The 26,876-nt window shown below is 33.9% G+C and carries 27 protein-coding genes and 1 pseudogene; 4 read left to right on the top strand and 24 right to left on the bottom strand.

The annotated features are described in order from the left end of the window. Positions 1 to 16 precede the first annotated feature (16 nt). The 6 genes and pseudogenes from FP433_RS05035 to typA form a co-directional block, all read right to left on the bottom strand. Positions 17 to 1,051, bottom strand: coding sequence for a SepM family pheromone-processing serine protease (locus FP433_RS05035; RefSeq protein ID WP_265484292.1), 1,035 nt, complete (start codon positions 1,049 to 1,051; stop codon positions 17 to 19). Then, the gene (gene coaD / locus FP433_RS05040) at positions 1,044 to 1,529 is read right to left on the bottom strand and encodes a pantetheine-phosphate adenylyltransferase (protein WP_265484291.1); all 486 of its coding nucleotides are present in this window, start codon (positions 1,527 to 1,529) and stop codon (positions 1,044 to 1,046) included. Before coaD ends, FP433_RS05035 begins: the two co-directional genes overlap by 8 nt. Before the next feature lie 2 nt (positions 1,530 to 1,531). Next, positions 1,532 to 2,083: a 16S rRNA (guanine(966)-N(2))-methyltransferase RsmD gene (gene rsmD / locus FP433_RS05045; RefSeq protein ID WP_265484289.1), complete on the bottom strand. Its 552-nt coding sequence runs from the start codon at positions 2,081 to 2,083 to the stop codon at positions 1,532 to 1,534. Continuing rightward, entirely contained in the window at positions 2,080 to 2,415 is a 336-nt protein-coding gene (locus FP433_RS05050) for a DUF2129 domain-containing protein (RefSeq protein WP_265484287.1), read from the bottom strand. The genes rsmD and FP433_RS05050 overlap by 4 nt, the downstream gene beginning before the upstream one ends. Next, a pseudogene (locus FP433_RS05055) lies at positions 2,412 to 3,604 on the bottom strand (FtsW/RodA/SpoVE family cell cycle protein). The gene FP433_RS05050 and the pseudogene FP433_RS05055 overlap by 4 nt, the downstream one beginning before the upstream one ends. Before the next feature lie 99 nt (positions 3,605 to 3,703). Further along, positions 3,704 to 5,542 (bottom strand): translational GTPase TypA, encoded by a 1,839-nt coding sequence (gene typA / locus FP433_RS05060; protein WP_416202968.1) that lies wholly within the window; start codon positions 5,540 to 5,542, stop codon positions 3,704 to 3,706. A 367-nt stretch (positions 5,543 to 5,909) separates the two neighbouring features. Here typA and def point away from each other — a divergent pair, with 367 nt between their 5' ends. From def to FP433_RS05080, 4 genes are all read left to right on the top strand, one after another. Then, positions 5,910 to 6,464 carry a peptide deformylase gene (def, locus tag FP433_RS05065; RefSeq protein WP_265484284.1) on the top strand — a complete coding sequence of 185 codons (555 nt, stop codon included), beginning with the start codon at positions 5,910 to 5,912 and terminating at the stop codon, positions 6,462 to 6,464. 117 nt (positions 6,465 to 6,581) lie between these two features. Next, positions 6,582 to 6,809 (top strand): DNA-dependent RNA polymerase subunit epsilon, encoded by a 228-nt coding sequence (locus FP433_RS05070; protein WP_265484283.1) that lies wholly within the window; start codon positions 6,582 to 6,584, stop codon positions 6,807 to 6,809. Further along, positions 6,809 to 8,494: a ribonuclease J1 gene (gene rnjA, locus FP433_RS05075; protein WP_265484281.1), complete on the top strand. Its 1,686-nt coding sequence runs from the start codon at positions 6,809 to 6,811 to the stop codon at positions 8,492 to 8,494. Before FP433_RS05070 ends, rnjA begins: the two co-directional genes overlap by 1 nt. Positions 8,495 to 8,555: 61 nt before the next feature. Continuing rightward, positions 8,556 to 9,497, top strand: a complete 942-nt coding sequence (locus FP433_RS05080; RefSeq protein WP_265484280.1) for a diacylglycerol/lipid kinase family protein — start codon at positions 8,556 to 8,558, stop codon at positions 9,495 to 9,497. Positions 9,498 to 9,562: 65 nt separating this feature from the next. On the opposite strand, the gene FP433_RS05085 is transcribed toward FP433_RS05080, so the two are convergent. The 18 genes from FP433_RS05085 to FP433_RS05170 all read right to left on the bottom strand — a co-directional run bounded on the left by FP433_RS05085 (position 9,563) and on the right by FP433_RS05170 (position 26,872). Then, positions 9,563 to 11,923, bottom strand: a complete 2,361-nt coding sequence (locus FP433_RS05085) for an ATP-dependent RecD-like DNA helicase (RefSeq protein WP_265484278.1) — start codon at positions 11,921 to 11,923, stop codon at positions 9,563 to 9,565. Then, complete coding sequence (locus FP433_RS05090) at positions 11,910 to 12,554, bottom strand: tetratricopeptide repeat protein (RefSeq protein WP_265484277.1); 645 nt, start codon at positions 12,552 to 12,554, stop codon at positions 11,910 to 11,912. Before FP433_RS05090 ends, FP433_RS05085 begins: the two co-directional genes overlap by 14 nt. Then, positions 12,555 to 13,220: a histidine phosphatase family protein gene (locus FP433_RS05095; RefSeq protein ID WP_265484276.1), complete on the bottom strand. Its 666-nt coding sequence runs from the start codon at positions 13,218 to 13,220 to the stop codon at positions 12,555 to 12,557. Between the two features lie 99 nt (positions 13,221 to 13,319). Beyond that, on the bottom strand, positions 13,320 to 14,447 hold the full coding sequence (mnmA, locus tag FP433_RS05100) for a tRNA 2-thiouridine(34) synthase MnmA (RefSeq protein ID WP_265484275.1): 1,128 nt from the start codon (positions 14,445 to 14,447) through the stop codon (positions 13,320 to 13,322). Between the two features lie 17 nt (positions 14,448 to 14,464). After that, entirely contained in the window at positions 14,465 to 14,800 is a 336-nt protein-coding gene (locus FP433_RS05105; protein ID WP_265484273.1) for a DUF1831 domain-containing protein, read from the bottom strand. A gap of 54 nt (positions 14,801 to 14,854) precedes the next feature. Beyond that, positions 14,855 to 16,009, bottom strand: coding sequence for a cysteine desulfurase family protein (locus FP433_RS05110; protein ID WP_265484272.1), 1,155 nt, complete (start codon positions 16,007 to 16,009; stop codon positions 14,855 to 14,857). A 114-nt stretch (positions 16,010 to 16,123) separates the two neighbouring features. After that, a complete protein-coding gene (locus tag FP433_RS05115) occupies positions 16,124 to 16,819 on the bottom strand; it encodes a 5'-methylthioadenosine/adenosylhomocysteine nucleosidase (RefSeq protein WP_265484271.1) in 696 nt (231 codons plus the stop codon). A gap of 15 nt (positions 16,820 to 16,834) precedes the next feature. Next, entirely contained in the window at positions 16,835 to 17,110 is a 276-nt protein-coding gene (locus tag FP433_RS05120) for a hypothetical protein (RefSeq protein ID WP_265484270.1), read from the bottom strand. Between the two features lie 3 nt (positions 17,111 to 17,113). Next, positions 17,114 to 17,668, bottom strand: a complete 555-nt coding sequence (locus FP433_RS05125) for an NUDIX hydrolase (protein ID WP_265484269.1) — start codon at positions 17,666 to 17,668, stop codon at positions 17,114 to 17,116. A gap of 4 nt (positions 17,669 to 17,672) precedes the next feature. Further along, positions 17,673 to 17,894 carry a cold-shock protein gene (locus FP433_RS05130; RefSeq protein WP_265484268.1) on the bottom strand — a complete coding sequence of 74 codons (222 nt, stop codon included), beginning with the start codon at positions 17,892 to 17,894 and terminating at the stop codon, positions 17,673 to 17,675. Continuing rightward, on the bottom strand, positions 17,894 to 20,680 hold the full coding sequence (gene ileS, locus FP433_RS05135) for an isoleucine--tRNA ligase (RefSeq protein ID WP_265484267.1): 2,787 nt from the start codon (positions 20,678 to 20,680) through the stop codon (positions 17,894 to 17,896). Before ileS ends, FP433_RS05130 begins: the two co-directional genes overlap by 1 nt. Positions 20,681 to 20,897: 217 nt before the next feature. Further along, positions 20,898 to 21,683: a DivIVA domain-containing protein gene (locus tag FP433_RS05140; protein WP_265484265.1), complete on the bottom strand. Its 786-nt coding sequence runs from the start codon at positions 21,681 to 21,683 to the stop codon at positions 20,898 to 20,900. A 4-nt stretch (positions 21,684 to 21,687) separates the two neighbouring features. After that, a complete protein-coding gene (locus tag FP433_RS05145) occupies positions 21,688 to 22,488 on the bottom strand; it encodes an RNA-binding protein (protein WP_265484263.1) in 801 nt (266 codons plus the stop codon). Next, positions 22,489 to 22,782, bottom strand: coding sequence for a YggT family protein (locus FP433_RS05150; protein ID WP_265484262.1), 294 nt, complete (start codon positions 22,780 to 22,782; stop codon positions 22,489 to 22,491). Continuing rightward, the gene (locus tag FP433_RS05155; protein ID WP_265484261.1) at positions 22,782 to 23,216 is read right to left on the bottom strand and encodes a cell division protein SepF; all 435 of its coding nucleotides are present in this window, start codon (positions 23,214 to 23,216) and stop codon (positions 22,782 to 22,784) included. Before FP433_RS05155 ends, FP433_RS05150 begins: the two co-directional genes overlap by 1 nt. A gap of 22 nt (positions 23,217 to 23,238) precedes the next feature. Beyond that, positions 23,239 to 24,561 (bottom strand): cell division protein FtsZ, encoded by a 1,323-nt coding sequence (gene ftsZ / locus FP433_RS05160; protein ID WP_265484260.1) that lies wholly within the window; start codon positions 24,559 to 24,561, stop codon positions 23,239 to 23,241. A gap of 16 nt (positions 24,562 to 24,577) precedes the next feature. Beyond that, a complete protein-coding gene (ftsA, locus tag FP433_RS05165) occupies positions 24,578 to 25,951 on the bottom strand; it encodes a cell division protein FtsA (RefSeq protein WP_265484259.1) in 1,374 nt (457 codons plus the stop codon). A gap of 69 nt (positions 25,952 to 26,020) precedes the next feature. Next, on the bottom strand, positions 26,021 to 26,872 hold the full coding sequence (locus tag FP433_RS05170) for a cell division protein FtsQ/DivIB (protein WP_265486519.1): 852 nt from the start codon (positions 26,870 to 26,872) through the stop codon (positions 26,021 to 26,023). Positions 26,873 to 26,876 lie beyond the last annotated feature (4 nt).

The raw sequence follows: 26,876 nt of genomic DNA on the forward strand, positions 1-26,876 counted from the left end.
AAAAGATTGATTTTCATCAATCTTTTTCATATTTAATTAAATAATTTAAAGCATCATCAAATCTTTTCACAGGAATTATTTTCATTTTACTATGAATTTTCTTAGCTTTTTTTAAAGCCTCTGCATAATTGGTTTGATCTTTCCTTACCCCTTGTGGTTGTTCACTAGGAACAAAGAATACCTTCATTCCACTACGTGAAGCAGCAACTACCTTTTTATCAACTCCACCAATCATTCCCACATGACCACTTTTATCTATCGTTCCTGTACCAGCAATTTTGTTTTTAGGAGATAAGTTTTCTTTTGTAAAAAGCTGGTAACATACTAGGCTCATCATTAAGCCCGCAGAAGGCCCACCAATATCTTGAGTATTAATCTTAATTTCTGGCTTTGTCATTACCTTGGTATGGTCAAATAATTCAATTCCTATGCCATATTTTCCATTATTAAGTTTAACCAGTCTTCCAGTAAAAGTTTTATAATTTTTCCCTCTTAGTACCTTAATTTTTATTTTACTAGTTTTCTTTAAAGATTGAATATAATTCATAAAAGAATTACTGCTTCTAAATTGATGGTTATTTGCTGCAACAATCAAATCACCAGGTTGAAGTTTTCCTTTAAAGGAAGAATTAGATAGAACGTTAATAACATTGACACCTAGGAACTGCATTTTATGAGAAATTCCTGCTTTTTTAGCAGCATAATAAATTGCCTGATTTTGACTATTCTCCATAAAATATTTTTGCATTTGTTGATAGGTACGATTATTTTGATTACCTAACAGCTCTTTCTTAGAAATCCTCGTTTCATTTTTACTAAAAAAACTTAATAAATAGTCTCCTACACCGGCTGGACGTTCACTCACTGTTACTAAATAAAAATTTGGATTGGCTTGATCATGCTTAGCAGAATCTTGAATATAATTACTAATTTGATCTGTTGATCCAGGTGCTTCAATATAATAGTTCGTGGGCCAAAACGCAACAGCTAAGGTTAGCAAAATGCCTATCCAAATATAGATCCATTTACGTGATATTTTATGCTTAATCATTTTTTAACTTTTCATTTAGGGCAGTTACGACATTTGAAGGTACCAATTTACTAACATCTCCCCCAAAGGTTACTGTTTCCTTAATCATACTCGAAGAAATAAAACTATTTTCTGGACTTGTCAAAAGTAAGACAGTATTCAAGTCCGGGGCTAATGATTTATTAATGGCTGCAATTTCTCGCTCATAATTAAAGTCTGCATCATTGCGTAATCCTCTTACAATTGCATCAGCTCCCAGTTCCTCTGCTACCTTAACTGTCAAATCGGCTGGCCGAGAAATAACGTGAATATTTTGATCTTTACTAAATATTTGCTTAGCTAGTGTCACTCTTTCTTGTTCAGAAAAAAGATATTTTTTATTAGTATTCGTCATTATAACAAAGTAAACTTCATCAAATATTGAACTAGCAATCTTTGCCGTCTCTACATGGCCATTAGTAACCGGATCAAAACTTCCAGGAAAAATTGCCTTTACCATCCTTAAATCCTTTCATATATTTTAACTTTAGTTCTACCTAACTGGTGATTTTTTAACATTTTAAAGCCCTCTACTATTGAAGGTAGCTCTGTATGTTCATCCGTCTCTGCTACAATCCAAGCTTTTTCATTTAATAAATCAGCTTCTAGTAACTTTGTCATAATCTTAACAATTTTTTCTTTAGCATAAGGTGGATCTAAAAAAACAAGATCAAATTTCTTGCCATGTTCTTCAAAATATTTGAGAGCTTGTGTATCTCTCATTCTTAAGATGTCAAATTTTTCTGGTTCTTTAGTTAAAGCAACGTTCTTTTTGATAATTTCACAAGCTTGTCCACTAATGTCCACTAATGTTGCGTGATCATAACCACGTGAAACTGCTTCAATCCCTAAAGCACCACTACCTCCATATAAATCTAAGACTTCGCCACCATCAAAGAATTGTCCCATTGAATTAAATAATGAGCCCTTTACCTTATCACTTGTCGGACGAGTTTTATTACTCTTCAAAGTGAATAAATTACGTTTTGCGTACTTGCCAGCTATAATTCTCAAACTCTTAAATCCTCATTTTCTTCTCTTAACTTTTCTGCCTTTTCTTTCATTTCCCGCATTGTTTTTTCCTGATATTCAGGAGAAAAATCTAAATAGGATGACCTTGACTCTTCTACCTTCTTTGTAAACCCCTTATGATTCAAAATTGATACTGTTTTTTCAATATTTTCTTGATCCACATATAATACTGCATATTTTTTAGCTCTTGAAACATAAACAATATCACCATAGTATTTTAACTTTAAAAAATCTTTTTCTTTTTTTAGCCAGACGATTAATGAAATCCGCCGCTGTAAGTTATCTTTATCATTTGGCTGGTATACTAAGCTCATTTTACAATACTTCTTTCTTTAACAAGCCTTTTTTCATTTGCAGAGATATTTAAAACAATTCCTAACCCAGCTGTCAATACAATCATTGACGATCCTCCATAGGAGATAAACGGTAAAGTCACCCCTGTAATTGGCAATAAACCTAAAACAGCTCCCACATTAAATAAAGTTTCTGTAAAAATCATCGTAGCAATCCCAAAACATACTAGTGCATTAAACTGTGTTGAAGCATGAATTCCGACATCCATTACTCGCCAGATCAAAAAGCCTAATAACCCTACTACAATGCTTGCTCCAATTACTCCGAATTCTTCAGCTACGATTGAAAGAATAAAGTCAGTATAGGGTTCTGGAAGATATCCTCTTTTTTGCATACTATTACCAAGTCCTACCCCAAAAAGTCCCCCATTATGAATTGCATAATAGGAATTTACTAACTGAGCTCCACCCTTTCTTTCTAACTCGAAGGGATGCGCAAATGCTAAAAATCTTTGAAGTTGATAAGAGTTTTTCATAAAGGAAGGTTCAAAGTTAATCACAATGAATAGGACTGCGAGAATTCCTCCAATTAGAATTAGTAACCACGTTACGGCAGTCTTTGTTGGAATTCCAGAAACTAAATACATTACAAAAACAATCGTAAATAAAATTGCAGTCCCACCAAAATCTGGCTCTAGTATTACTAAAAACATCATTATAAATGCAATTAAAGTTGGGCGCCACAATTTTGTACTTAATTGCGCAAGTTTACCATCAACTAATTGACCATCTTTTTATTAAGTACATAAGCTAAATAAAGTACTAAACTCAATTTTGCAATTTCTACTGGTTGAATATTAATGAAGCCTAAATTAATCCATCCTACCGCTCCATTAACTGCTGCTTTACCATGAGTTATAACTTTTAATAAAATTAAAGCTAGTAGCATTAAGATAGAAACCAGTAAAAATATACTAATAACACTTCTGTTTTGAAAAATTTTCACCCGCATAAAATAGGCTGGCATTCCAAATATCACTAAAGCTGCCAAGAAATAAATTATCTGTCGCATCATATAAACATTGGCTTTAAAACCATTCACAAGTAATATATCGGAACTTGCAGAATAAACCATAATTATTCCAAATGATGCTAGGAGAAGATATGGAACCAAAATCGTCCAATCTACATATTTTAATTTGTTTCGCACGCTACAATTCTCCTTTAGTCGAATAATATTATTCTTATTATATCACTCACTTTTACAAACAAAAAAGTAGCTAAAAACTTTTAGCTACTTTTAATCTATTTAATTTGCTTTCTTACGTTTCTTATCAGCCTTTTGACGTTCACTAGTATTCAAAATCTTCTTACGTAAACGAATACTTTCTGGAGTTACTTCACAGTATTCATCATCATTTAAGAATTCAATTGATTCTTCTAAAGTCATTGTCTTAGGTGTCTTAATAGAAGCTGAGTGGTCTTTACCAGAAGCACGAGTATTAGTTAAGTTCTTACCTTTAGTAACATTAACAGCAATATCACGTTCACGAGAAGATTGACCTACAATCATTCCTTCATAAACTTCAACACCTGCACCCACAAAAAGAACACCACGTTGTTCTACAGATTGGAGTGAATAAGTAGTTGATTGACCTTGGTTAATTGATACAAGGGCACCATTACGACGACCAGGTTCCCAGTTTTTAACAACAGGCTTGTAAGAGTCAAAAGTATGGTTCATGATACCGTAACCTGCAGTTTGAGACATAAATTCATTGTTATATCCAATTAAACCACGAGATGGTACTAAGAACTCAAGTCTAGTTTGACCATTACCAGTTGAAGTCATGTTTTGCATTTCACCTTTTCTTTGAGAAAGTGAATCAATTACAGAACCTACATATTCATCTGGTGTATCAACTTGTACAGCTTCAAAAGGTTCACTAAGGACCCCGTCAATTTCACGGTAAATTACCTTAGGACGTGATAATTGTAATTCAAATCCTTCGCGGCGTAACTCTTCAACTAAAATAGATAAGTGTAATTCACCACGACCCGATACTGTCCAAGCATTAATTTGATCAGTTGGTTCTACCTTTAATGAAACATCAGTACGAGTTTGACGAATTAAACGATCTTCTAACTTCTTAGGAGTAACTTGATCACCTTCGCGTCCAGCAAATGGTGAATCATTAGCAACAAAATCCATTTGAAGAGTTGGTGGATCGATCTTCAAAACAGGTAAAGCTTCTGGCTTTTCAGCGGAGGCAATAGTTTCACCTACATAAATATCATTAATACCAGAAATAGCAATAATATCTCCTGCTTTAGCTTCTTGGATTTCATTACGCTTTAAACCAAAGTAACCAAATAGCTTAGTTACACGGAAGTTTTGAGTTGAACCATCACGTTTCATAACAGTTACTTGATCCCCAACTTTAATCTTTCCGCGGTAAACACGTCCTACTCCAATACGACCTACATAGTCATCCCAATCAAGCATAGTAATTTGGAATTGAAGTGGTTCATCTACATTATCAACTGGAGCTGGAATGTTCTTAACAATAGTTTCAAAAACAGGATCCATAGTTTCTTTTTGAGTACTTAAATCTTCATCATAAGAAGAAGTACCATTTAAAGCACTAGCATAAACAACTGGGAAATCAAGTTGTTCATCAGTTGCTCCCAATTCAATGAATAATTCTAATACTTCATCTAATACTTCACTTGGACGAGCTCCTGGACGGTCAATTTTGTTAATTACAACGATCGGCTTAACTCCAGCTTCTAAAGCTTTCTTCAACACAAAACGAGTTTGAGGCATAGTTCCTTCATAGGCATCAACCAATAAAAGGGCTCCATCAACCATGTGCATGATTCGTTCTACTTCCCCACCAAAGTCGGCGTGACCTGGAGTATCTAAGATATTGATAGTAGTATCACCGAATTTAACAGCAGTATTTTTTGATAAGATAGTAATACCACGTTCACGTTCAATATCATTAGAGTCCATCGCACGATCTTCTAAGTTCATGTGTTCTGGTAATGTATCAGACTGTTTTAATAATTGGTTAACTAAGGTAGTTTTACCGTGGTCAACGTGAGCAATAATCGCAATATTTCTAATATCTTCTCTTCTTTGCAAAAGAATTCCCTCCGAATTTCATAAAAAAACTGTGACTGAAGTCACAATCTTCTACAGTAAGTATTTAGTCAACTGTCTCATAGGCTGACCTTTTATGTAATAATTGTTTTTTGATTTTATCAAAAAAACCTTAAAACGTCAATGTTATCCTAATTAAGTAGGTTTGATTGATGCTAATTTTACTTATTTATTTTAACACATCTTCTAAATTATTTAACTTGATTTTTAAGATTATTCACTAAATTAACTTTTACACTATTGCTAACAATTTGAGTTTCTAGTTATTTTTTTTGCTATAATTAAAATGTATAAACTTAAATAGTTTTAAATGACAAATTTACTTTAATTACAAAGGAGATTATATAAATTGATTTTAATGCATGATATTGTTCGTGATGGACACCCTGTTTTGCGTCAAGTAGCAAAACCTCTTACTTTTCCTTTATCTGAAAAATATCAAAAACTTGCTAAGGATATGATGGAATATTTAATTAATTCCCAAGATCCAAAAATTGCTGAAAAACATCAATTGCGTGCTGGTGTTGGTCTAGCCGCTCCCCAGGTAGGTGAAGGTGTGCAAATGGCAGCTTTATTAGTACCGGATGATAAAGGGAACATCATTTTTAAAGATGTTTTTGTAAATCCTACTATTCTTTCAGAATCAGTACGTCAAGCTGCTATCGCTGAAGGTGAGGGCTGTTTGAGTGTTGATGAACTTATTGAAGGTTACGTTCCCCGTCCTGATAAACTTAAAATTCGTTATTATACTGTAGACGGTGAAGAAAAAACAATTCGCTTAAAGGATTATCCAGCTATTGTGGCTTCACATGAAATTGATCACTTAAATGGTCATCTTTTCTATGACCGCATTAATAAAGAAAATCCTTTCAAACTAGACGAAGATACAGTCATTATTTCTTAAAAGCTTCGCTCTTATACACTTTTTTACTATAATATGTTAAAATATTATTAACTGTTGAATCTTCATTTATTGAAGATTCTTTTTTGAACGTTTATAAAAATTAAGGAGATTAAACAAATGATCTATAAAGTTTTATACCAAAAAGACCAGATCGTTAATCCACGTCGTGAAACTACACAAACTTTATTTTTAGAAGCAAACAATATTGTTGAAGCACGTAGCTTGGTTGAAGATAAAACCCCTTACAACATTGAATTCATCCAAGAATTAACTGGAAACTCTCTTGCTTATGAAAAGCAAAATCCAGATTTTAAGCTTACAACATTTGATGCAGATAGCAAATAATGAGTGTTAAATTAAAGAATAACGAAGTTGGAGTTTTCGCCGTCGGGGGGTTAGGCGAAATCGGTCGTAATATGTACTGCGTTGAGTACCAAGATGAAATTATCATTATGGACGCAGGAATTAAATTCCCTGAAGATGATATGATGGGAATTAATTACGTTATCTCAGATTATTCTTATCTTGAAAAAAATCGCCATAAAATTAAGGCTCTCGTAATTAGTCACGGACACGAAGATCACATTGGTGGGATTCCATTTTTACTAAAAAAGATTCCCGAAATTCCAGTGTATGCCCCACCTTTTGCTTTAGCCTTAATTAGAGGTAAATTAGAAGAACACGGTCTTTTAAAGACAACAGAATTACACGAAGAACACGAAGATACAGTTTTAAAATTTCCAAAACTTTCTGTTTCTTTCTTTAGAACAACCCACTCTATTCCAGATACACTTGGAATTACAGTGCATACACCTGAAGGTGCAGTTGTATTTACTGGAGATTGGAAATTTGATTTAACGCCAGTTATGGATCAACCAGCTCCTAACTTTCAAAAGATGGCTAAAATTGGTCAAGAAGGTGTCTTAGCTCTGTTATCTGATTCTACAAATGCAGAAGTTCCTACTTTTACAAAATCAGAACGTTTTGTTGCTAAGTCCTTAAAAGATATCATTAATGGTATTGATGGTAGAATAATTTTTGCTACCTTCGCTTCCAACTTATATCGTGTTTCAACTGCAATTGAAGCTGCAGTTGAAAGTGGTAGAAAAGTGGCTATTTTTGGACGAAGCATGGAAAATGGGGTTCAAAATGGTATTGATTTAGGCTATCTTTCTGTTCCAGAAGGTACAATAGTTGATGCAAATACCATCAACCACACTCCACCTGAAAAGGCAATGATTCTTTGTACAGGATCTCAAGGAGAACCACTAGCTGCTTTATCACGAATTGCAGACGGAACCCACCGGCAAATTAGCATTCAACCTGGAGATACAGTTATCTTTTCATCTAACCCTATTCCAGGAAATACAACAAGTGTGAATAATCTAATTAACAGATTATACCAAGCCGGTGCTAATGTTGTTCATGGTAAGATTCACAATGTTCATACTTCTGGCCACGCTGGTCAAGAAGAGCAAAAAATGTTAATTGAACTAATGAAACCAAAGTACTTCGTTCCTGTTCACGGTGAATACCGAATGCAAGTTGTACATACAGAAACAGCTCAAGCAACTGGAATGCCTAAGGATCACACTTTTGTTTTAAAAAATGGTGATATGCTTGCTCTTACTAAAGATTCAGCCAGAATTGCTGGTCACATTAATATTGGTGATGTCTTTGTAGACACCTCAGGCTCTGCAGATGTAGGAAATGTAGTAGTAAGAGATCGACAAATTTTAGCTGAAGAAGGTTTAGTAGTTGTTGTAGCTACAGTTGATTATAAAAATCAACGTGTCTTAGCTGGTCCAGATATTTTAAGTCGTGGATTTGTATATATGCGTGAATCAACTGAATTGATCACTCAAGCGCAAAAACACGTTTACCACGTCTTAAGAACAGAAATGGCTAAAACACCTCAACCTGATGAACGTGCCATAAAGAAAGCCATTATTGAGAATTTACAAGATTTCCTTTATTCTAAAACTGAAAGACGTCCAATGATCTTACCAATGATCATTGAAAAAAAATAAAATTTTAGTTATAGTCCTAGTCCGACATGTGGGGCTGGGACTTTTTTATTGGAAGATAAGAATGAAAAAAACTATCCATCTTTTAGTAAATAAAGTTTCTGGTAGTAATCACGGAAACACACAATATAATCTACTCACAAAAGAACTCATCAAAAGAGATATTCCTTTTACTAGTGCGATCTCTTCCTATTCAGGAGAACTCGTCTCCTTAACAACTAATTTAGTAAACAAGATTGGAAATTCTTTTCAGGATAATTCAATTATTGTTATTGGAGGAGATGGTTCTTTAAACCAAGCTGTCAATGGTCTTAAACAATCCCATTTTCCTAATACACCTTTAGCCTATTTACCTTCAGGTACTGGCAATGATTTTGCACGTGCAGTTAAACTACCTCATACAATTGAGGAACTCTTAGATCACCTGTCACATCCAACGATCATTAAAGTAGATTGTGGTTTTTATAAAGATACTTTTAATCATAAAAGTGCCTATTTTGTAAATAATCTAGGAATTGGATTTGATGCTTACGTTGTCGCCCTTTCAAACCACTCTTCTCTGAAAGACCGGCTCAACAAGTGGCACTTGGGTAATTTAACTTATGGGCTTCATATTTTAAAAGTTTTACGGCACCAACCAACTTTCTCAGTTACAGTAAATGCTCAAGGAAAATCTCACTATTTTAAAAAGGCTTATTTGGTTACTACAACCAATCATCCCTTCTTTGGAGGTGGAGTTCCAATTTTGCCTCAAGCAAAGATTAATAATCATCTTTTAGATACAATTGTTGTAGAGAAAGTATCTGCCTTCTCCTTCATCCGTCTCTTTACAAAATTATTGATTAATGGATCTCACGTAAAGGACTCTCATTTTCACTACTTTGAAAGTGAAAAAATTGAAGTTAGTGTAGCTTCCAAACAATATCGGCAATTAGACGGAGAAGAACTGGGAAAAGATGCCTCAAATCTTATCTTTGGGATCGATTCCTTCAACCTTTTAACTTAAAGTTCAAATAAAAAGATTAATCAAGCTTTATTTTAAATCTTGCCTGATTAATCTTTTTTATTTTTCTATCTAACTTGATAATTTGGTTTAATACCTTCCATGCCAATCATGGGATCAATTTTATGACTTTTAATTATATCAGCAGTCAAAATATAGTTTTCTTCTAGATTTTCAACAGTGCTTTTTACCTTATTACTAGAATCTTTTTTTATTTCTTCTAACCCCAAAGATCTTCTAATTTTGCTAGTTAATCCTGTAGCTCGATCATTTCCAGGTGTCTCCAAAGCTTTTAAGTAAGCTCTTTTTTCTCCAATCATAACTAAATTCTTAGCTGCTCGAGTAATTCCAGTATATAAAAGGTTTCGTCTTAACATCATATAATTTTGCATGGTTAACGCCAAGATCACCAGTGGAAACTCAGACCCCTGTGACTTATGGATAGTAATTGCATACGCACGCGTGATTTCACTTAAATCTCTTAAACTATAAGAGACTTCATGTCCATCAAAGTCTGCAACTACACAATCTTCTTTTTTATCCTCTTCTATTCCGATAATTTTTCCTATCTGACCATTAAAGACATCCTTAGGGGTATTATTTTTTAATTGAAGAATCCGATCACCAATCCTAAAAGTTTCTCCGTGAGCTTCAATTTTCTTTCCAGTTAAATGCTCTTCATTGAGAACCCTCTGCAGTAAATCATTTAAAGCTGTAATACCACTCATTCCATTGTACATAGCTCCCAAAGTTTGGATATCGTCTTTATTAAATTTGCTCATTGCCTTAGTAGTAATTTGTGCAATGGCCGACCCAATTTGATCAGGGGGACATGGAATAAAAGAATAATTATTAGTTTTACTAAATAAAACCTCTGCTCCCTTTCCTTGGTTGATAGCATGCGCTAGTTTTACAATTGAGGAATTTTCACCTTGACGGTGAATTTGAGTTAACCGAGTAGTTGGGAAAGCCTGCGAGCTTATTAAATCGCCAAAAATATTTCCTGCTCCTACTGAAGGAAGTTGATCTTGATCTCCCACAAAAACAATTCTCTTAGTACTATCAATTCCTTTTAAGAGTAACTTAAACAAAAACATGTCTACCATTGACATCTCATCAATGATCAACAATTCTCCATTTAACAAATTAACTTCTGAATACTCTTCAATTTTATCTTCTAAGCCCACACCTAAAAGTCGATGAATAGTTTTTGCATTAATGCCTGTAACTTCCGCCATTCTTTTAGCTGCTCGTCCTGTAGGTGCACTTAATAACACCGGTGGATCGTCACTATATAATGAAGCATGGGGGATTTTTTCTAAGTATTTTAAACTTAAAATAATTCCATTAATAATAGTGGTTTTCCCAGTACCAGGTCCCCCTGTTAAAAGCGAGATGGAATTATTTAAAGCATTTTTTATTGCACTTTTTTGAATTTCATCGTAGGAAATGTCTAATTCTTTTTCAACCTTACTAATTACTTTTTCTAAAGTTTTATCGTCATACTCCTGAACTTCTGGCCTTGTTTTAATAATTCTTTTTAATTCGTCCGCAATTTCAGATTCAACTTCATAAATTTTTTTAATCGCAATATTTGAATCTTCATCAACCACTATTTCTTCATTAAGAACCAAGGTCTTTAAACTGGCTTCAATTATTTCATAATCTTGTATTTGAATTAAGTCTGCTGCCTTTACTAAAAGTTCCTTAGCAGAAACATACGTATCTCCCTTTTCAGTCATTGCTTCTTGCAAGACATGCAATATTGCTCCTTCAATTCGCCGATGATCTGTTAGTGAGATTCCTAGCTCATGCCCTATTTTGTCTGCAGCCGCAAAGCTATATCCTCTTATACTACTTACTAATTGATAAGGATTTTCTTCAATCTTATTTAATGATTGACCTTCAAAAACCTTATAGATATTATTGGCTACTCTTTTGTTGAGACCAAATTTAGCTAACTTCAAGACCACTTCCGCATATGAATCCATTTGTTGCACACCTTGGCGCAATGTCTCTTTTTGCTTACTGGTTAAATCTAATGTAGAAATTTTAATTGGATTTTCCTTTAAAATTTCTAAGGCATTACTTCCCAATTCATCGATTATTTTTTGAGCAGCTTTTTTACCAATGCCAGGAAATTTTGTAGAGCTTAAATAATTTATTAAACTATCTTTTTCTCTTGGTAAAACTTGAGTATAATTCTCTACCTTAAACTGTTGGCCAAATTTAGGATGAACTACAATTTCACCTGTAAACTCATATTGGCTTTCTAACTGCATTTCACCGAAGGTTCCAGTTACCCGAATACTATCTTCAGAGTATCCTTCTAGCTTACCAACAATATCTACATCAAGAATTTTAAAAAGATTTTGGGTATTTTCATAAATAATATTATTAACTTTTCCGGTAAACTTACTTGTTCCCATTTTTTCCTCTAATCAGTTTTAATAGACTTGCATATTGAGCATTTGCTTGCTTAAAATAGGTGGGATCTTTTTGCTTAGATAAATCAAAGTGTAAGTGTGCCTGCTCTAAATTCTCTTCAAGTAAAGTAAGGCCTAGTAAAAATTCAACCTTACTACTTCGATCCTGAGCTTCAATTTTTTCATAATTGGCTTTTGCCTGGTTTAAATCACCTAAACTGAGCCAAATATCCCCTAGTAATTCTAAAGTACGCTTATCTTGCTTTCTTAAACTTAAAGCATACGCTAATGCCTTTTGATATTGACCCAATTTTAAAAATACTAAGGCTTTTTGATATATAGTTTCTTGAGTATTTTCTAATTGATTCAAAAGAGAGAGAGACTTATTAAAATCCCCCTCAAGATAATAACAAACTGCTAAATTATAAGCTAAATCTTGTGGCTTATCTACTACTGCACTAGCTTTTTGTAATAACTCTAAAGCCTGCGCAATTGAATTTTGATCAATTAAATAAGTTGATAATTGAAGATAATTGTCTATATTCTTTGAATCGTGATCTATTTTTTCAATTAATTGATGAATAGCTAAGTCTGTTTTTCCACTATCATACAAATCTGCAATTTTCTTATCCATTTAAATTACATCCCTCTGTGTAATAGTACGGTTTAAATACGAAGTTTCATTCCATAACTTTTCTTGGAAGCTCTTACCTTGATCATCAGTTTCTAAAATGGTTAAACTGGTATTTGCTAAACCTCCTCGTTTCCGGATATCTGCAATAGAATATCCTTCTAAAGTTCTCGTTAAAGCACATAAAGCTGCCCCATGACTTACTAATAGAACTTTATCATCTTTATTAGGATATTTTTTCACAATATCAGCAATTAATTCTTTACCACGCTTTAACATGTGTTCAAAAGTTTCCCCATTAAATGCCGTGGGATCATATTTCTCTGGAATATAGCGAAAAGCTTTGATTTGTTCAGGGTACTTCGCTTCCGCATCAACAAATTTCATTCCTTCTAATTCTCCTAAATTAAATTCTCTTAAACGTGAATCAATTTCCACAGGAGCGGAACTTTTCATATCTTTTTTCAAAGTAGTAGCGGTAGTCACTGCTCTTTGCAGAGGACTAGTATAAAAGGCTTGAAATTTAGTATCTTTTTCTTTTAAATATCTAGCTAATTTTGCAATATCTTTATAGCTTTCAGGAAGAAGTGGCGAGTTTCCATGCCCTCCTTGATATCTACCTTCCAAATTCCATTGCGTTTTACCATGTCTTACAAAATATAATTGCATTGTCTCATTCTCCATTCTCTTACTCTTAATTATAAGTTTTTAAATGAAAAATTAACAGACAAAAAATGCTTACGATTTCAAAATCATAAGCATTTTTAATTATACTAATTGTAATTCAGCATTATTCTGGTAAGCCTTATCAATTGTAGCTCCACCTAAACATTCTTCACCCTTGTAGAAGACAATTGCTTGTCCAGGTGTCACTGCACGTGCTGGTTCATCAAAATCAACGTGAACAGTATTATCTTTTGCTCTGTAATGCATTGTTACCCCTACATCTGCTTGACGATAACGGAACTTAGCACTACATTTAATATCCACATCATGATCTGGTAATCCAGTAAAGAATGAAACATCACTAGCATCTAAACTAGTACTGTATAAAAGCTTACTATCATAGCCTTGCTCTACAATTAATTCATTCTTTTCTAAATCTTTTCCTACTACAAACCAAGGAGCAGTTGACTCCTTAGTTGATCCTAAGCCAAGACCTGAACGTTGACCAATTGTGTAATACATTAGACCTGCATGTTCACCAACCACTTTACCATCTGGAGTTATCATTTTGCCAGCCTTAGCAGGTAAAAATTCACTTAAGAACTTTTTGAAATTTCTTTCTCCAATAAAGCAAATTCCAGTTGAATCTTTTTTCTTAGCAGTTGCAAGGCCTGCAGCTAAAGCAATTTCTCTAACTTGTGGCTTAGTTAAATTTTGCAAAGGAAACATTACCTTGTCCAATTGATCTTGAGATAGTTGATTTAAGAAATAAGTTTGATCTTTATTACCATCTTTTGGACGCATCATATGAGTTACACCATTTTCATCAACTTCAGTTTTAGCATAATGACCCATTGCAATATAATCTGCATCTAGTTCCATTGCAAAGTCTAGGAAAGACTTAAATTTAATTTCTTTATTGCACATTACATCAGGATTAGGAGTTCTACCCTTTTTATATTCATCTAAAAAGTATTCGAATACTCTTTCCCAGTATTCTTTTTCAAAATTAATTGCATAATATGGAATGCCAATCTTGTCTGCAACTTTTTTAACATCTTCATAATCTTCTGTTGCGGTACAAACACCTGAATCATCTGTATCATCCCAGTTTTTCATGAAGACACCAACAACATCATAACCTTGTTGTTTAAGCAATAAAGCTGATACTGAAGAATCAACTCCACCACTCATACCAACGACAACTCTGGTTTTGCTGTTATCTACCATACGTAAAATTCCTCCTACTAGCCTGGCACAATAATATTACGATCTTGGAGATCTTTCAAAATAAAATCTAATAACTCTACCATCGGTTGTAGCTGTTTATTTTTAAAGATATTTACCTTCTGTAACCCATTAGTATCAGTTACAACCATCGTCAAGTGATCAAACTCCTCACTAATAGTTATTTTTAACTTACAAGTTGCATTATAAGGAGATTCATTATACAAAGGATGATTATAAAGGTAGTTACCTCGTTTAGTGGTCTGAAAACCTGCGTCAATTAATGCATAACGCTTAATTTCAGGACTCAAGGTAAACTTTCTTTGATCTCCGTTAATTATTACTGTGTTTGCCATTTCAAATTCTCTTTCTTATATTATAACTTACATTTTGTAAGTGTCAACCTTATCTTATTTCGTTAAGCGCTCAGCCATCTTTACTACATCTTGAGCAAATTTTTTCACTTCTTCTTCAGTAGTAAAACGACCAAACGATACTCTAATTGATTCTTGGATTCTTGGTGACTCAGACCCATACATCGCTGTTAAAACATGTGAAGGAGTTAAGGAACCAGCTGTACATGCTGATCCACCTGAAATTGCATCTCCTGCTAAATCTAAATTAGTTAAAGCTGAATAAGTTCCGATTCCTTTTAATCTTAGATTTAAAACGTGGTGAGAAACCTTACCTTCTATACTTCCATTTAACTCATATTTAACTCCCGCCTTATCCAATTCTTCTAAGATAAGACTTTGAAGTTTCTGATAGTGAGCTTGTAACTGTTGCTTATCTAATTTTTCCATTTCTTCAACAGCTACTTTAAATCCAGCAATTGCAGGTACATTCTCAGTTCCCGGTCTTCGCTTAAGTTCTTGTTCTCCACCCAAAAGCAGTTGAGAAATATTTACTCCATCTTTTTCATATAAGAAGCCTAAAAATTTTGGCCCGTATATTTTATGAGCAGAAGTTGATAGAAGATCAATATTCATCTTTTTAACATCAATCTCAATATTCCCATACCCTTGCACATTATCTACATGAAAATAAGCATTAGAATCCTTTACTATTTTACCAATTTCTTCAATTGGCATAATACTTCCTACTTCATTATTTACTGCCATAATTGACACTAAGATAGTATCATCCGTTAACTCCTGCGCTAATTGCTTTAAGGAAATATGCCCACTAGTATCTACATCAAGATATACTACTTCATATCCTTCTTTTTCTAACTGTTTCATTGGATTTAAAACAGAGGGGTGTTCACTTTTGGTAGTAATGATTTTTTTACCAATTTCTTTACGTGCATGAGCTGTTCCAAAAATTGCAGTATTGTTACTTTCAGAACCACCAGATGTAAAGATAATTTCCTTTGGTTGGGCATTAATTGACTTGGCTAAAACTTCACGCGATTGTTCAACAACATGTCGAGCTTTTCGGCCAAAAGTATGTTGACTTGAAGCATTACCAAAATCATTTGCCATTTCTTGACTAATTACTTTCACTACCTCTGGTGCCATTGGCGTAGTAGCTGCATTATCTAAATAGATTAATTTATTATCCATTATTGTATTGCCATCCCCTATAATTAATATTCTTATCTTTGGTAAGTATCAAGTGGCTTGTACTATTTTAACACAAAAAAATAAGCTAAGACTACTTAGCTTACTTTTCTTGACTTAGACTTTTGTTTCCAAATATTTTGAAATTGTTTCAGCTGCTTTCTGACCTACTTCTTTAACAAAAATATCAAAATCTTCTCCAGCACTGTCATCCCCGTTATCAGAAATTGCTCTTAGAGCAATTAATGGAACGGCAAAATGATTAGCAACTTGTGCAAAAGCTGCCCCTTCCATTTCAACACCTAATGCAGTGGGAAACATTTCTTGAATAGCATCTTTTTGTTTTTTCGAAGCAATAAATGAATCTCCAGTTACAATTAGCCCTTCTTTAAAATCAATACCTTCATTTTTTAAAAAGTCTGCGAATTTTTTCCTGGCCTCACTATTTAATTCATACTTTGCAGGTTCTTGAGGAATTTGTCCCTCTACATAATCTCCTGCCAAAGTATTATGAGCATCATGATAGGTAAAAGCAGTTGGTAAAACCAAATCTTTTTGATGAATATCTCTTTGAAGTGCTCCAGCCGATCCTGTCATAAAAATTAAATTTATTTTTTCTTTTGTCAGCAAGCTAGTCAAATTCATTGCTGCATTTACTTTTCCAATGCCACTAAGTCCCAAATAAATCTCATTTCCATTCACAGAAAAGTGTTCGAATTCAGCTGATCCGAACACCTTTTTTTCTGAATGTGGGAAATGTTGATGATAATATTCAGCTTCTTGTGCCATTGGCACAATGATTGCAATTTTCATAGTTAAATTTCCTCATTATAATTTAAATAAAGCTATCAAAACTAAAATAATTAACCCCAAAACAATTAAAATTGCCCAATTTAGTCTTTTTTTTAATCGATCTCTCTTTTCATCAACTGTTATTTGCTTCTCAGCATCTACACTATCTGAAAAAAATGTTTTATTTTCAGGGACATCAGTTTCATTTTCTGCTTCATCTTTTGGTTTTGATGTCTTAAAAAAGCTATGCCATAAATTCTTAAATTTCTTTTGTCTTTGCTTTTTGCGGTAATCTTTTCTTGTTTCCACCATTTTTTATTCTTTTCCTGATAAAAGCATATTTTCCCAAAAAGTAATTGCCATTATTGTTTTAGCATCTACAATTTTTCCTTCTATCATTAAAGTTTTTAATTCTGCTAGTGAATACCACTTATGAGTTAAAAATTCATCTTCATCCAAATCTCGCTTATGCTCTAATTTGGTTAAAGTATCACAATAGAAAAGATAAATTTTTTCATCACAAAAACCTGGTGAAGTATAAAACTCACTTACCTTTTCCCAATAATCCGCCTTATAGCCACCTTCTTCATTCAATTCCCTTTTCATTGCATCTAAAGGGGAGGCATCTGTTGGATCAATTAATCCAGCCGGAATTTCTAAGGTAACCTGCTTAATTGGTTCACGCCACTGTGCAACTAAAAGCATTTCTTTTTTTTCATTAATTGCAATTGCTGCACTAGCATCAGGATGCTTTACTACTTCCCGAGTTGCCGTTTTTCCATTAGGTAGACTAACAGTTTCTACATTTAAATCAATAAGTCTACCTTCAAAAATAGATTTATTGGAAATTTCGGTCTCTTTTAGGTCCATTTAATTACTCCCTTATGGCATTTTTATCAACATATACATTGATACATTGCAATCCTTTTTTTCCTTGAGCTAATTGATATTTTACTCTTTGACCAACTTGAAGTCTTTTATAACCATCATCTTTAATAGATTTATAAAAAACAAAATAAGAAGATCCAGTTAAATCATCCTCAATAAATCCAAAAGCTGAATTTGCATCAAATTGTTTTACTGTACCTGTACGCATTATTTATCAAAACCCTCTTCCGCTGCTTGTGGGAAATTTTTCTCAACGATTTCTGCACATCTTGCACATAATTCTGGGAAACGTGGATCACTACCAACATCAGTGGTGATGCGACGGCATCTTTCACATACTTTGCCTTCTGCTGGTTCGACTACAATTGAACCACTTTCATATTTTGGTGCATCTGCTGGAGCTGGAGCATCTGAAATTGTTAATTCAGAGACAATCAAAATTTGACGGAGATTCCCCTTTAATTTCTTCAATAACTCAGCAGTTTCTTTAGTTGGATATAAAGTTACATGAGCTTCAAAAGATTTACCAATAATCTTATCTGCTCTTGCTACTTCTAAAGCCTTCAATACATCTGCTCTGACACGCATAAAGGCATTCCAATCTTCCAAAATTTCACTTTCATTAGCAAAGTGTGCAACTTCTGGCATTTCGGCTAATTGAACGTAATCTTCAGGTTCTTTTAAATATCCCCAAACTTCTTCCATTGTATGAGGCAAAATTGGGGTCAAAAGTTTTGTCAATTTAACCAAAACATCATAAATTACTGTTTGCATAGAGCGACGCGTTTCGCTGTTTTCAGGATCAATGTAAAGAATATCTTTCGCAAAGTCAAGATAAAAGGCTGATAAATCATTGGAAATAAAACTAAACACCTTTTTATAAACTGTGTTAAAGTCAAAGTTTTCATATGCTTTAAGACATGCTTCAATTAATTTGTTTAATTTAACCTCTAAATATTGATCTACACCAGACATATCTGGATAAGCAATTGCATTTTCCTTTGGATCAAAATCTGAAGTATTTGCCAACATATAGCGCATAGTATTTCTAATCTTTCGGTAGCTTTCAGCTGCTTGACGCAAAATATCTTGTGAAACTGCTACATCAGAAGTTGTATCTGCCCCTGCTACCCAAAGACGAATAATTTCTGCACCCATTTGCTTGATAACATCATTTGGTGAAATTACATTACCCAATGACTTAGACATTTTATGGCCTTTATCATCTAAAACAAATCCTTGAGAAAGAATCTTCTTATATGGTGCCTTCCCAGTAGTTGCAACTGAAGTGATTAAGCTTGAGTTAAACCAGCCACGATATTGGTCACTACCTTCTAAGTATAAATCAGCAGGTGCCTTGAGGTCTGGACGTTGATCCATTACTGCTGACCAAGAACTTCCTGAGTCAAACCATACATCAAGGATATCTGTTTCCTTAGTAAACTTTCCATTTGGTGAATGTTCGGAAGTAAATCCTTCAGGTAACAATTCTTTTGCACTCTTCTTAAACCAAGCATTTGAGCCTTCTTTTTCAAAGATATCAGCTACATGGTTAATTGTTTCTTTAGTTACAATTGGTGTGCCATCTTCGGCATAAAAGATTGGTAATGGAACTCCCCAAGCACGTTGACGTGAAATTACCCAATCTCCACGATCCTTAATCATATTGTAAAGACGAGTTTTACCCCAACTTGGTGAGAAGCTAGCGTTTTCGATTTCATCCAAGATTTGTTGTCTAAATGGTTCAATTGAGGCAAACCATTGAGTTGTAGCACGGAAAATAAGTGGCTTCTTAGTTCTCCAATCATGAGGATAGGAGTGAGTAAATACTTTAAGTTTTAATAAAGATCCGTTATCCTTTAACTTTTCTACCATTAACTTATCTACATCTTGGTAAAACATCCCTTCAAGTTCTGGGACCTCGTCGGTATATTTTCCTTGTGAATCCACTGGACTAAAGACAGGTAGATGATATTTTTGACCTACATTAAAGTCGTCTTCACCAAAACCAGGAGCTGTATGAACTAATCCAGTACCATCATCTAAAGTAACATGGAATCCCTCAATTACAAGACTTTCTCTGTCATCGTAAAGGGGATGCTTAGCAGTCATATATTCCATGTCTGCTCCCTTTAAAGTCTTAACAACTTCGTAGTTCTCCCAACCAATTTCTTGGGCAACTTGATCTAACAATCCGGTTGCTACTACAAATTGTTTATCCCCCACTTTAACTACTGAATATTCAAAAGTTGGGTTAACAGCAATTGCTTCATTAGCTGGAATTGTCCATGGAGTTGTAGTCCAAATTACAAAATAAGTATTTTGTTCATCTAATAAGCCTTTACCATCTTTAACAGGGAAAGCCACAAAGATTGAATTTGCTTCAACATCTTTATATTCCACTTCTGCTTCTGCCAAAGTTGATTCTGATGACCAGGACCAATAAACAGGTTTCTTACCCTTATAGATGTATCCTTTATCAAACATTTCACCAAATACACGAATTTCAGCAGCTTCGAATTCTGGTTGAAGTGTGATATACGGATGTTCCCAATCCCCCATTACACCTAAGCGTTTAAAATCAGCTTTTTGTTTTTCGATCTGAGACATCGCATAATCATAACAGAGTTGACGATATTCAGCCATCGACATTTCTTTACGCTTAATGCCTTTCTTCGCTAATTGCTGTTCAATAGGTAAACCATGTGTATCCCAACCTGGTACATAAGGAGCATAAAAGCCGCTCATATTTTTATAACGGACGATAATATCTTTAGAGATTTTGTTCATGGAGTGTCCCATATGGATATTACCATTAGCAAATGGAGGACCATCATGTAGATCAAATCTTGGCTTACCCTCATTTAGTTTTAGTCTTTTTTCATATAATTTATTGTCTTCCCATTCTTTTTGCCATTGTGCTTCACGAACGGGAAGATTACCACGCATTTTGAATTTAGTCTTTCCCAAATTCAAAGTATCTTTCATTTTCATAAAATTCTCCCTTCTAACAAAAAAACTTCACCCAACTATAGGGCGAAGTTTCTTCGTGGTACCACCTAATTTGAACATTTCTGTTCCACTTAAGTTCCCATTTAACGCATGGGAAAACGCACTAATCTATCGGCAGCTGATCAACTTTCAATTATGTTAGCCTCTCACCCTCACTAACTCGCTGTGGTCATTTACTTGTTTTACTGTCAATTAGTTATTATTCTTTTTTATTTTCATCTGGAAAAATAATCTTTGGTCCATTATTGTTCTGAGATGAATTCACTTCCAACTGTTTTTCGCTTGATTTGTCTTCTAAAACAATTTTTGGAGCAGTTGTTGATTCAGATTGTACTTCATTATCACTACTTTTGTCAATCACTACATTTTCATTAGATTTTTTTTCAGTTTCTGAATCTTTTTTGCTTTCTAATTCATTTTCAGATTGAGCGATGGGTTGTGACCCATCTCCTGGATAAAGACGACTACGGCCGTAGTATTCATCTAATTCATATTGCCAACTATCATCACTTAAAGCATCTAATTGTTCTTGTAGTTGCTTCTTCATCTCACTACGAAAGTTGCTAACTTTTTTCTTCAAAAGTTCATAGTCTTCACTTAGAGTTGTGTATTCTTGTTTTAAGTTTTTATCTAAGTCTTCAGCGTTTCCTTTTGCCTTTTCCACAATTTCTTGTGCTTGTTTTTGTCCATCTTCAACAATCTTGGCTGAATTTTGTTCTGCCTCTTCTTGCAATTTTTGGGCCGCAATTAAAGACCGGTTTAAGGTTTCTTTTAATTCATCATATTCTTTTGTTTTATCAGTTAAAAGTTGATTTTGTTCCTCTAAATGTGCAATTTTATTCTTTAAATCTACATTTTCATCTAACACATCACCATAATCATTCACAATTTGATCTAAGTATCCATCTACTTCGTCAACATCATAACCTTTAAATTTAGTTTGAAATTGCTTTTCATGGATATTCATTGGAGTTAATCTTGCCATATTTTCACCTTTTCTTTGACTGCCATACTTGATAATTTATTCGATATTTTCCTTTTTTTGTTGTAAAAATTTCGTTGATTTTCACGCGACCAAAGTGTCGAATACTTAAAATATCCTCTCTAGAAATCATTATATGAGATTCTTTAATATCATGCCAATTTAATTTTATATTTTTCTCTTTTAAACTAGCTTTAACGTGACTTCTACTTTGATTAATTATACTACTTACTACCGTATCTAAACGTAAGGAAACGACTACAGCACTTCTCTCTTCACTATCATCATTAACTTGAAGAATTTCCTTTTCAGAAATTTCGTGTAATTTAACTTTTGCATGACCAATTTTAGTGACTTCTTGCTCTACGAATTTTACTAATTGTTTCTCAATAAAAAATTGCCAATTCCCTTTTCCATCGCTAATGATATCACCAACAGTATTAACTTCAATTCCTGAATTTGCTAATACTCCTAAAATTTGACTATGAGTAATTTTCTCCCATTTTTTATTATAAGATATTTCAAGTACAGCTATGTCAAACTTCTCTGGCAAAAAGCTTTCTTCCCAATCACATAGCAATAACCGAACTTTTTCGGCACTTTGATACCCACCCCAAGTTAAAACTTGAGCACAATTACCTACTATTTTTTTAAAAATAAAGACTTCGCGCGGATTTAAAAACGGAGTCAAAATTGGATCATTTTGAAATAAATACCTATTAAAAAGGCCGACGAAGAAATCCACCGTCGACCTTTCATTTACATCAAAATGCTGATAAAAATCACTTGCTTGTTTTTTCTCAATCATCTAATGCACCAAATGGACTACAATATTTGCAATCCACACTAAAACATAATTATTTACAAAATATATTACTAATAATGCAACTACCGGGGCAAAACTTATATTTGCAATTGGAGGGATAATACGTTCAAAAAAATTCAAATAAGGTTGAACAATTCTTGCCAAAACTCTTCCCAAAGTTGTATTTAAAAGTCTTGGTACCCACGTTAACAATGCATAAATAACAATTAACAATCCATATACATTCAATAAAGTTGAAATAATTCGCAACAACCATCCGATTATTGGTAAGATCATTATTCTAAGTTATCTTTCTTTTCTACTAATTCCGCAATCTTTCCATCAGTTTCAAATTTTGGTGGAGTAGCTAAAAATATTTTATCTCCCACACGCTGAATTTCCCCATTTAACGCATAAACTGTTCCTGTAACGAAATCTACAATTCGACGTGCTTGGGCATCATCCATTCGTGCAAAATTTATAATTACTGCTTTATTTGCCAAAAGATTCTGGGAAACTTCTTTTGCATCTGAATATACACGTGGTTCTTCTAAAACAATTTTACTAGTAGGGGTTCCAGCAGAATTAATTGGCACAACATTTCCTCGTCTTTCATTCGTTGGAATTTCATCTACCGAAGAATCATCTCTTACTTCAATTTCTTCTTCATCAGATATGTCTTCGTCATTACCATTCATCCCAAAAAAACGTCCTAATTTGTCAAAAGCCATAGTTCCTCCTTACCCTTCTTACTTAGTTTCTACGACGGTGTTTGAAAAATGGAATATCACTATCCGAGTCATCGTCAGCACTGGTTTCAATTTGTGAAATACTACTTTGTTCATCTGCACTGAATGATGAAAAATCATCTTTTTTAGCAGAAGGCGTAGGATTTTCAATTGGAGGTTGTGGACGCGTATTTTCACCTTTATCTTGCTTCCAAACACTTGTTGGATCTAAAAGATCATCTGAATTCTTTGGAGTATTTGCTCTTTCCTGCACTGGCTCTTGCTTTGCAGTTGAGGCAGCAGAAGCTGGATTTGCAACTGGTTGTTGAGAGGCAGACTCTTCAGTTGGTCGTCTGCGACGCATTGGCTGACGTGAAGCTGCTTCTTCTGCCTTGGCATCAATTCCAGTAGCAATCACTGTAACTACTACTTCATCACCTAAATTTGCATTGATTGAAGTACCAAATATAATATTTACTCCATCACCAGCAGCCTTTGAAACAATATCTGATGCATCTTGAGCTTCAAATAAGGTTAAATCTGGTCCACCAGTAATGTTTAATAATACTTGCTTAGCACCATCAATTGATACTTCAAGTAAAGGTGAAGAAATTGCTAGTTTAGTTGCTTCAACAGTTCTATTTTCCCCACTTGCTCTACCAATTCCCATTAAAGCAGCGCCTTGATTTTCCATAACTGTCTTAACATCAGCAAAGTCCAGGTTAACATAGTCAGTTGAAGTAATTAAATCTGAAATTCCTTGCACACCTTGGCGCAAAACATTATCTGCTTCTTTAAAGGCATCCATCATTGGGGTCTTTTTATCAACCATTTCAAGTAAACGGTTATTTGCAATAATTACCAATGTATCTACATATTGTTTTAATTCTGCAATCCCTTCAGCTGCGTTTTTTGAGCGTTTAGGGCCTTCAAAGGTAAAGGGGCGTGTAACCACACCGACAGTAAGTGCACCAGTTTCACGAGCAATTTTTGCGATTACTGGGGCAGCTCCTGTACCTGTTCCTCCACCCATTCCAGCAGTGATAAAAATCATATCTGCACCTTTGAGTGAATCCTCAATAGTTTGTTGACTTTCTTCTGCAGATTTTTCTCCCACTTCTGGGTGAGATCCTGCTCCAAGTCCACGAGTCAATTTTGGCCCGAGTTGAATTTTGTTTTCTGCTTTATTACTATTTAATGCTTGCACATCAGTATTGGCTGCAATAAAGGATACACCTTGAACACCTTCATCAATCATTCGGTTCACAGCGTTACCACCAGCACCACCAACACCGATTACTTTAATGACTGCATTTTTATTGTCATCAGAATCGAAAGTAAAATCCATTAATAAACCACCTTAATTAATCAAAAAACTTTTTGAAAAAGTCTTTGACTTTATTTCCTTTTTTAGTCTTTTTTAAATCTTCTTGCTCATCTTCAAAAGAAGAGGATACTGTATTTCTATTATAATCTTCTTTCGGTTCGATTTCACTAGAAGATGTAGGTCTTTTGAAAAACTTCATGTTTTCTCTATTTGGTTTTTCAATTTCCTGAGCTACTGGAGTACTATCTTCTCCATAAATTACGCTATTAACTAAATAATCAATGTCATCTAAATCGTAAGCATATTGAACAATTCCAAAACCAGCTGTATAAATTGGATTTCGTAACCCCATTTGATTAGGCTGAAAAATTTTAGTTTTTACTCTAAAATCATTCTTTACTACATCACCCATTCCTTGCAAAGCACTGGTTCCACCTGTGATTACAACTCCCCCTGGAAGGCTAAAGGCATCATGATCAGCTAATCCTTTACCAATTCGTGAAAGAATTTGCTCTACACGTGCATTAATTATTTCACTTAAATATTCCTCATCAATCATCTTTCCACTAGTTTCCCCCACTACTTTGACAGGAAACTGATTTTCAGGTGAAGTTAGATCTGGATCTGCATATCCAAATTCAATTTTAATTTTCTCGGCTTCTTTCTTTGAAGTATTCAAGACAGTCGAAATATCCTTAGTAATATCAATGCCACCTTCAAGATCAATGGTTGCATACTTAATCTTATTTTCATGAATGACAGTAGCCGTAGTGGTACCACCACCTAAGTCTAAGAGTACAGATCCAAATGTTCTTTCTCCCTCATCTAAGGCAATGCTAGAAATTGCCAATGGAGTTGGAATAAAGAAATTATTTTTAAACCCAGCTCTTTCTACAGCTTTTTTTATATTATGAAGATCAGCTGTTGGAGCAGTAAGTAAAATTCCATGTACTTCTAATGAATGAGCAATCATTTTACGTGGATCGTCTACATCAGTCTTACCATCAATTAAAAATTTACTTGGTAAAAAAGAAATAGCTTGGCGACCATCTTTTAAAGCAGCTCCAATTGCGGAAGATAGGACCCTTTTTACATCACTATCGCCCACTTCTTGACCTTGTTCTCCAATATTTATCAATCCAGTAGCATTTTCTAATTGTAGTAATCCCACTGGAATACCTGTTACTACCCGATAAATTTTTGAATTTGTTTTTTGTGCTACTTTATTTACTGCACGTGAAATACTAGCAGCTGTTTCATCAATATCAACAATTTTCCCATGACGCATCCCACTAGTAGGTTCAGTTGCTGCTCCAATTACACGTAATTCATTTGATGTTGTATCTGCTACAACTGCTTTTACACTTGTGGTTCCAATGTCTAATCCCACCAGTAAATTTGATTTATTCAAGACTATGCCTCCAAATCATATCCTAATTATTAAAATTCTAACATATTATTTTTTATTTTGACTATTAAACTATTTAGTATTCTCTACAAGCTTTCTTTCACTTGAAGTCAATGGATGACTAAATGCTCCAATTTCAAAATCTACTACTGAAGGTTGTTTTAAGTTTTTAGCAATAACTGGATAATACTTAATCTTATCTACAATCGTTGGAGTACTACCTAAAATAATATTTTTATCTTTTAAGATCAACTTAATTTGAGTAGTTCGTTTAGTATCTCCATCAATTACGCGAACTTGATTTTTGATAACTTGAGGAAATTGCTTATAAATATTAAGTGCTTGTTGTAATCTTTTTCCATTACTATAATTAATAAAAATTGGTTTATCTTTTTTTATTTTTGCTAATGGCAAGGTATAAGTACTTAATTTTCCATTAACTAGTAGTGCTCTATAACCCACATTTTCCTTTACGTATCCAGCTACTGCATATTGCTTAACATTAATTATAAAATTATTCCATTTTTTAACTTGAATACTACTTTCTTTAATTTCTGGAAAATTTTGGCTTAATTTTTGTTTGATTTGACTCTTCTTAAAAATAGTTCCTATTACTTTATCTTGTGCTTTAATTCCAGAAACAGTCACAATCTTATGAGGATTAATTTCTTGTGCTCCTAACACACGAACACTCTTCACATTAGAAAGTGGTGATATAAAATACCCAAGTCCTAATATAAATATTAAGGCTACAACAATAATTAACCCCAACCGTCTTAAAACAGATTTTCTTCTTTCAGCATGCAGTTTTTTCAGTGAGGCTGAAACCTTTTTCCCACTGGTAGAATTAGATTTATTTTTATAATCTACCCACCCAGAAATTTCTTTACGTGGGTCTTTCTTAGTTATTTTTTTCTTAGCCATCTGC

The organism is Lactobacillus sp. PV012, from assembly GCF_014522325.1.
Classification (GTDB): domain Bacteria; phylum Bacillota; class Bacilli; order Lactobacillales; family Lactobacillaceae; genus Lactobacillus.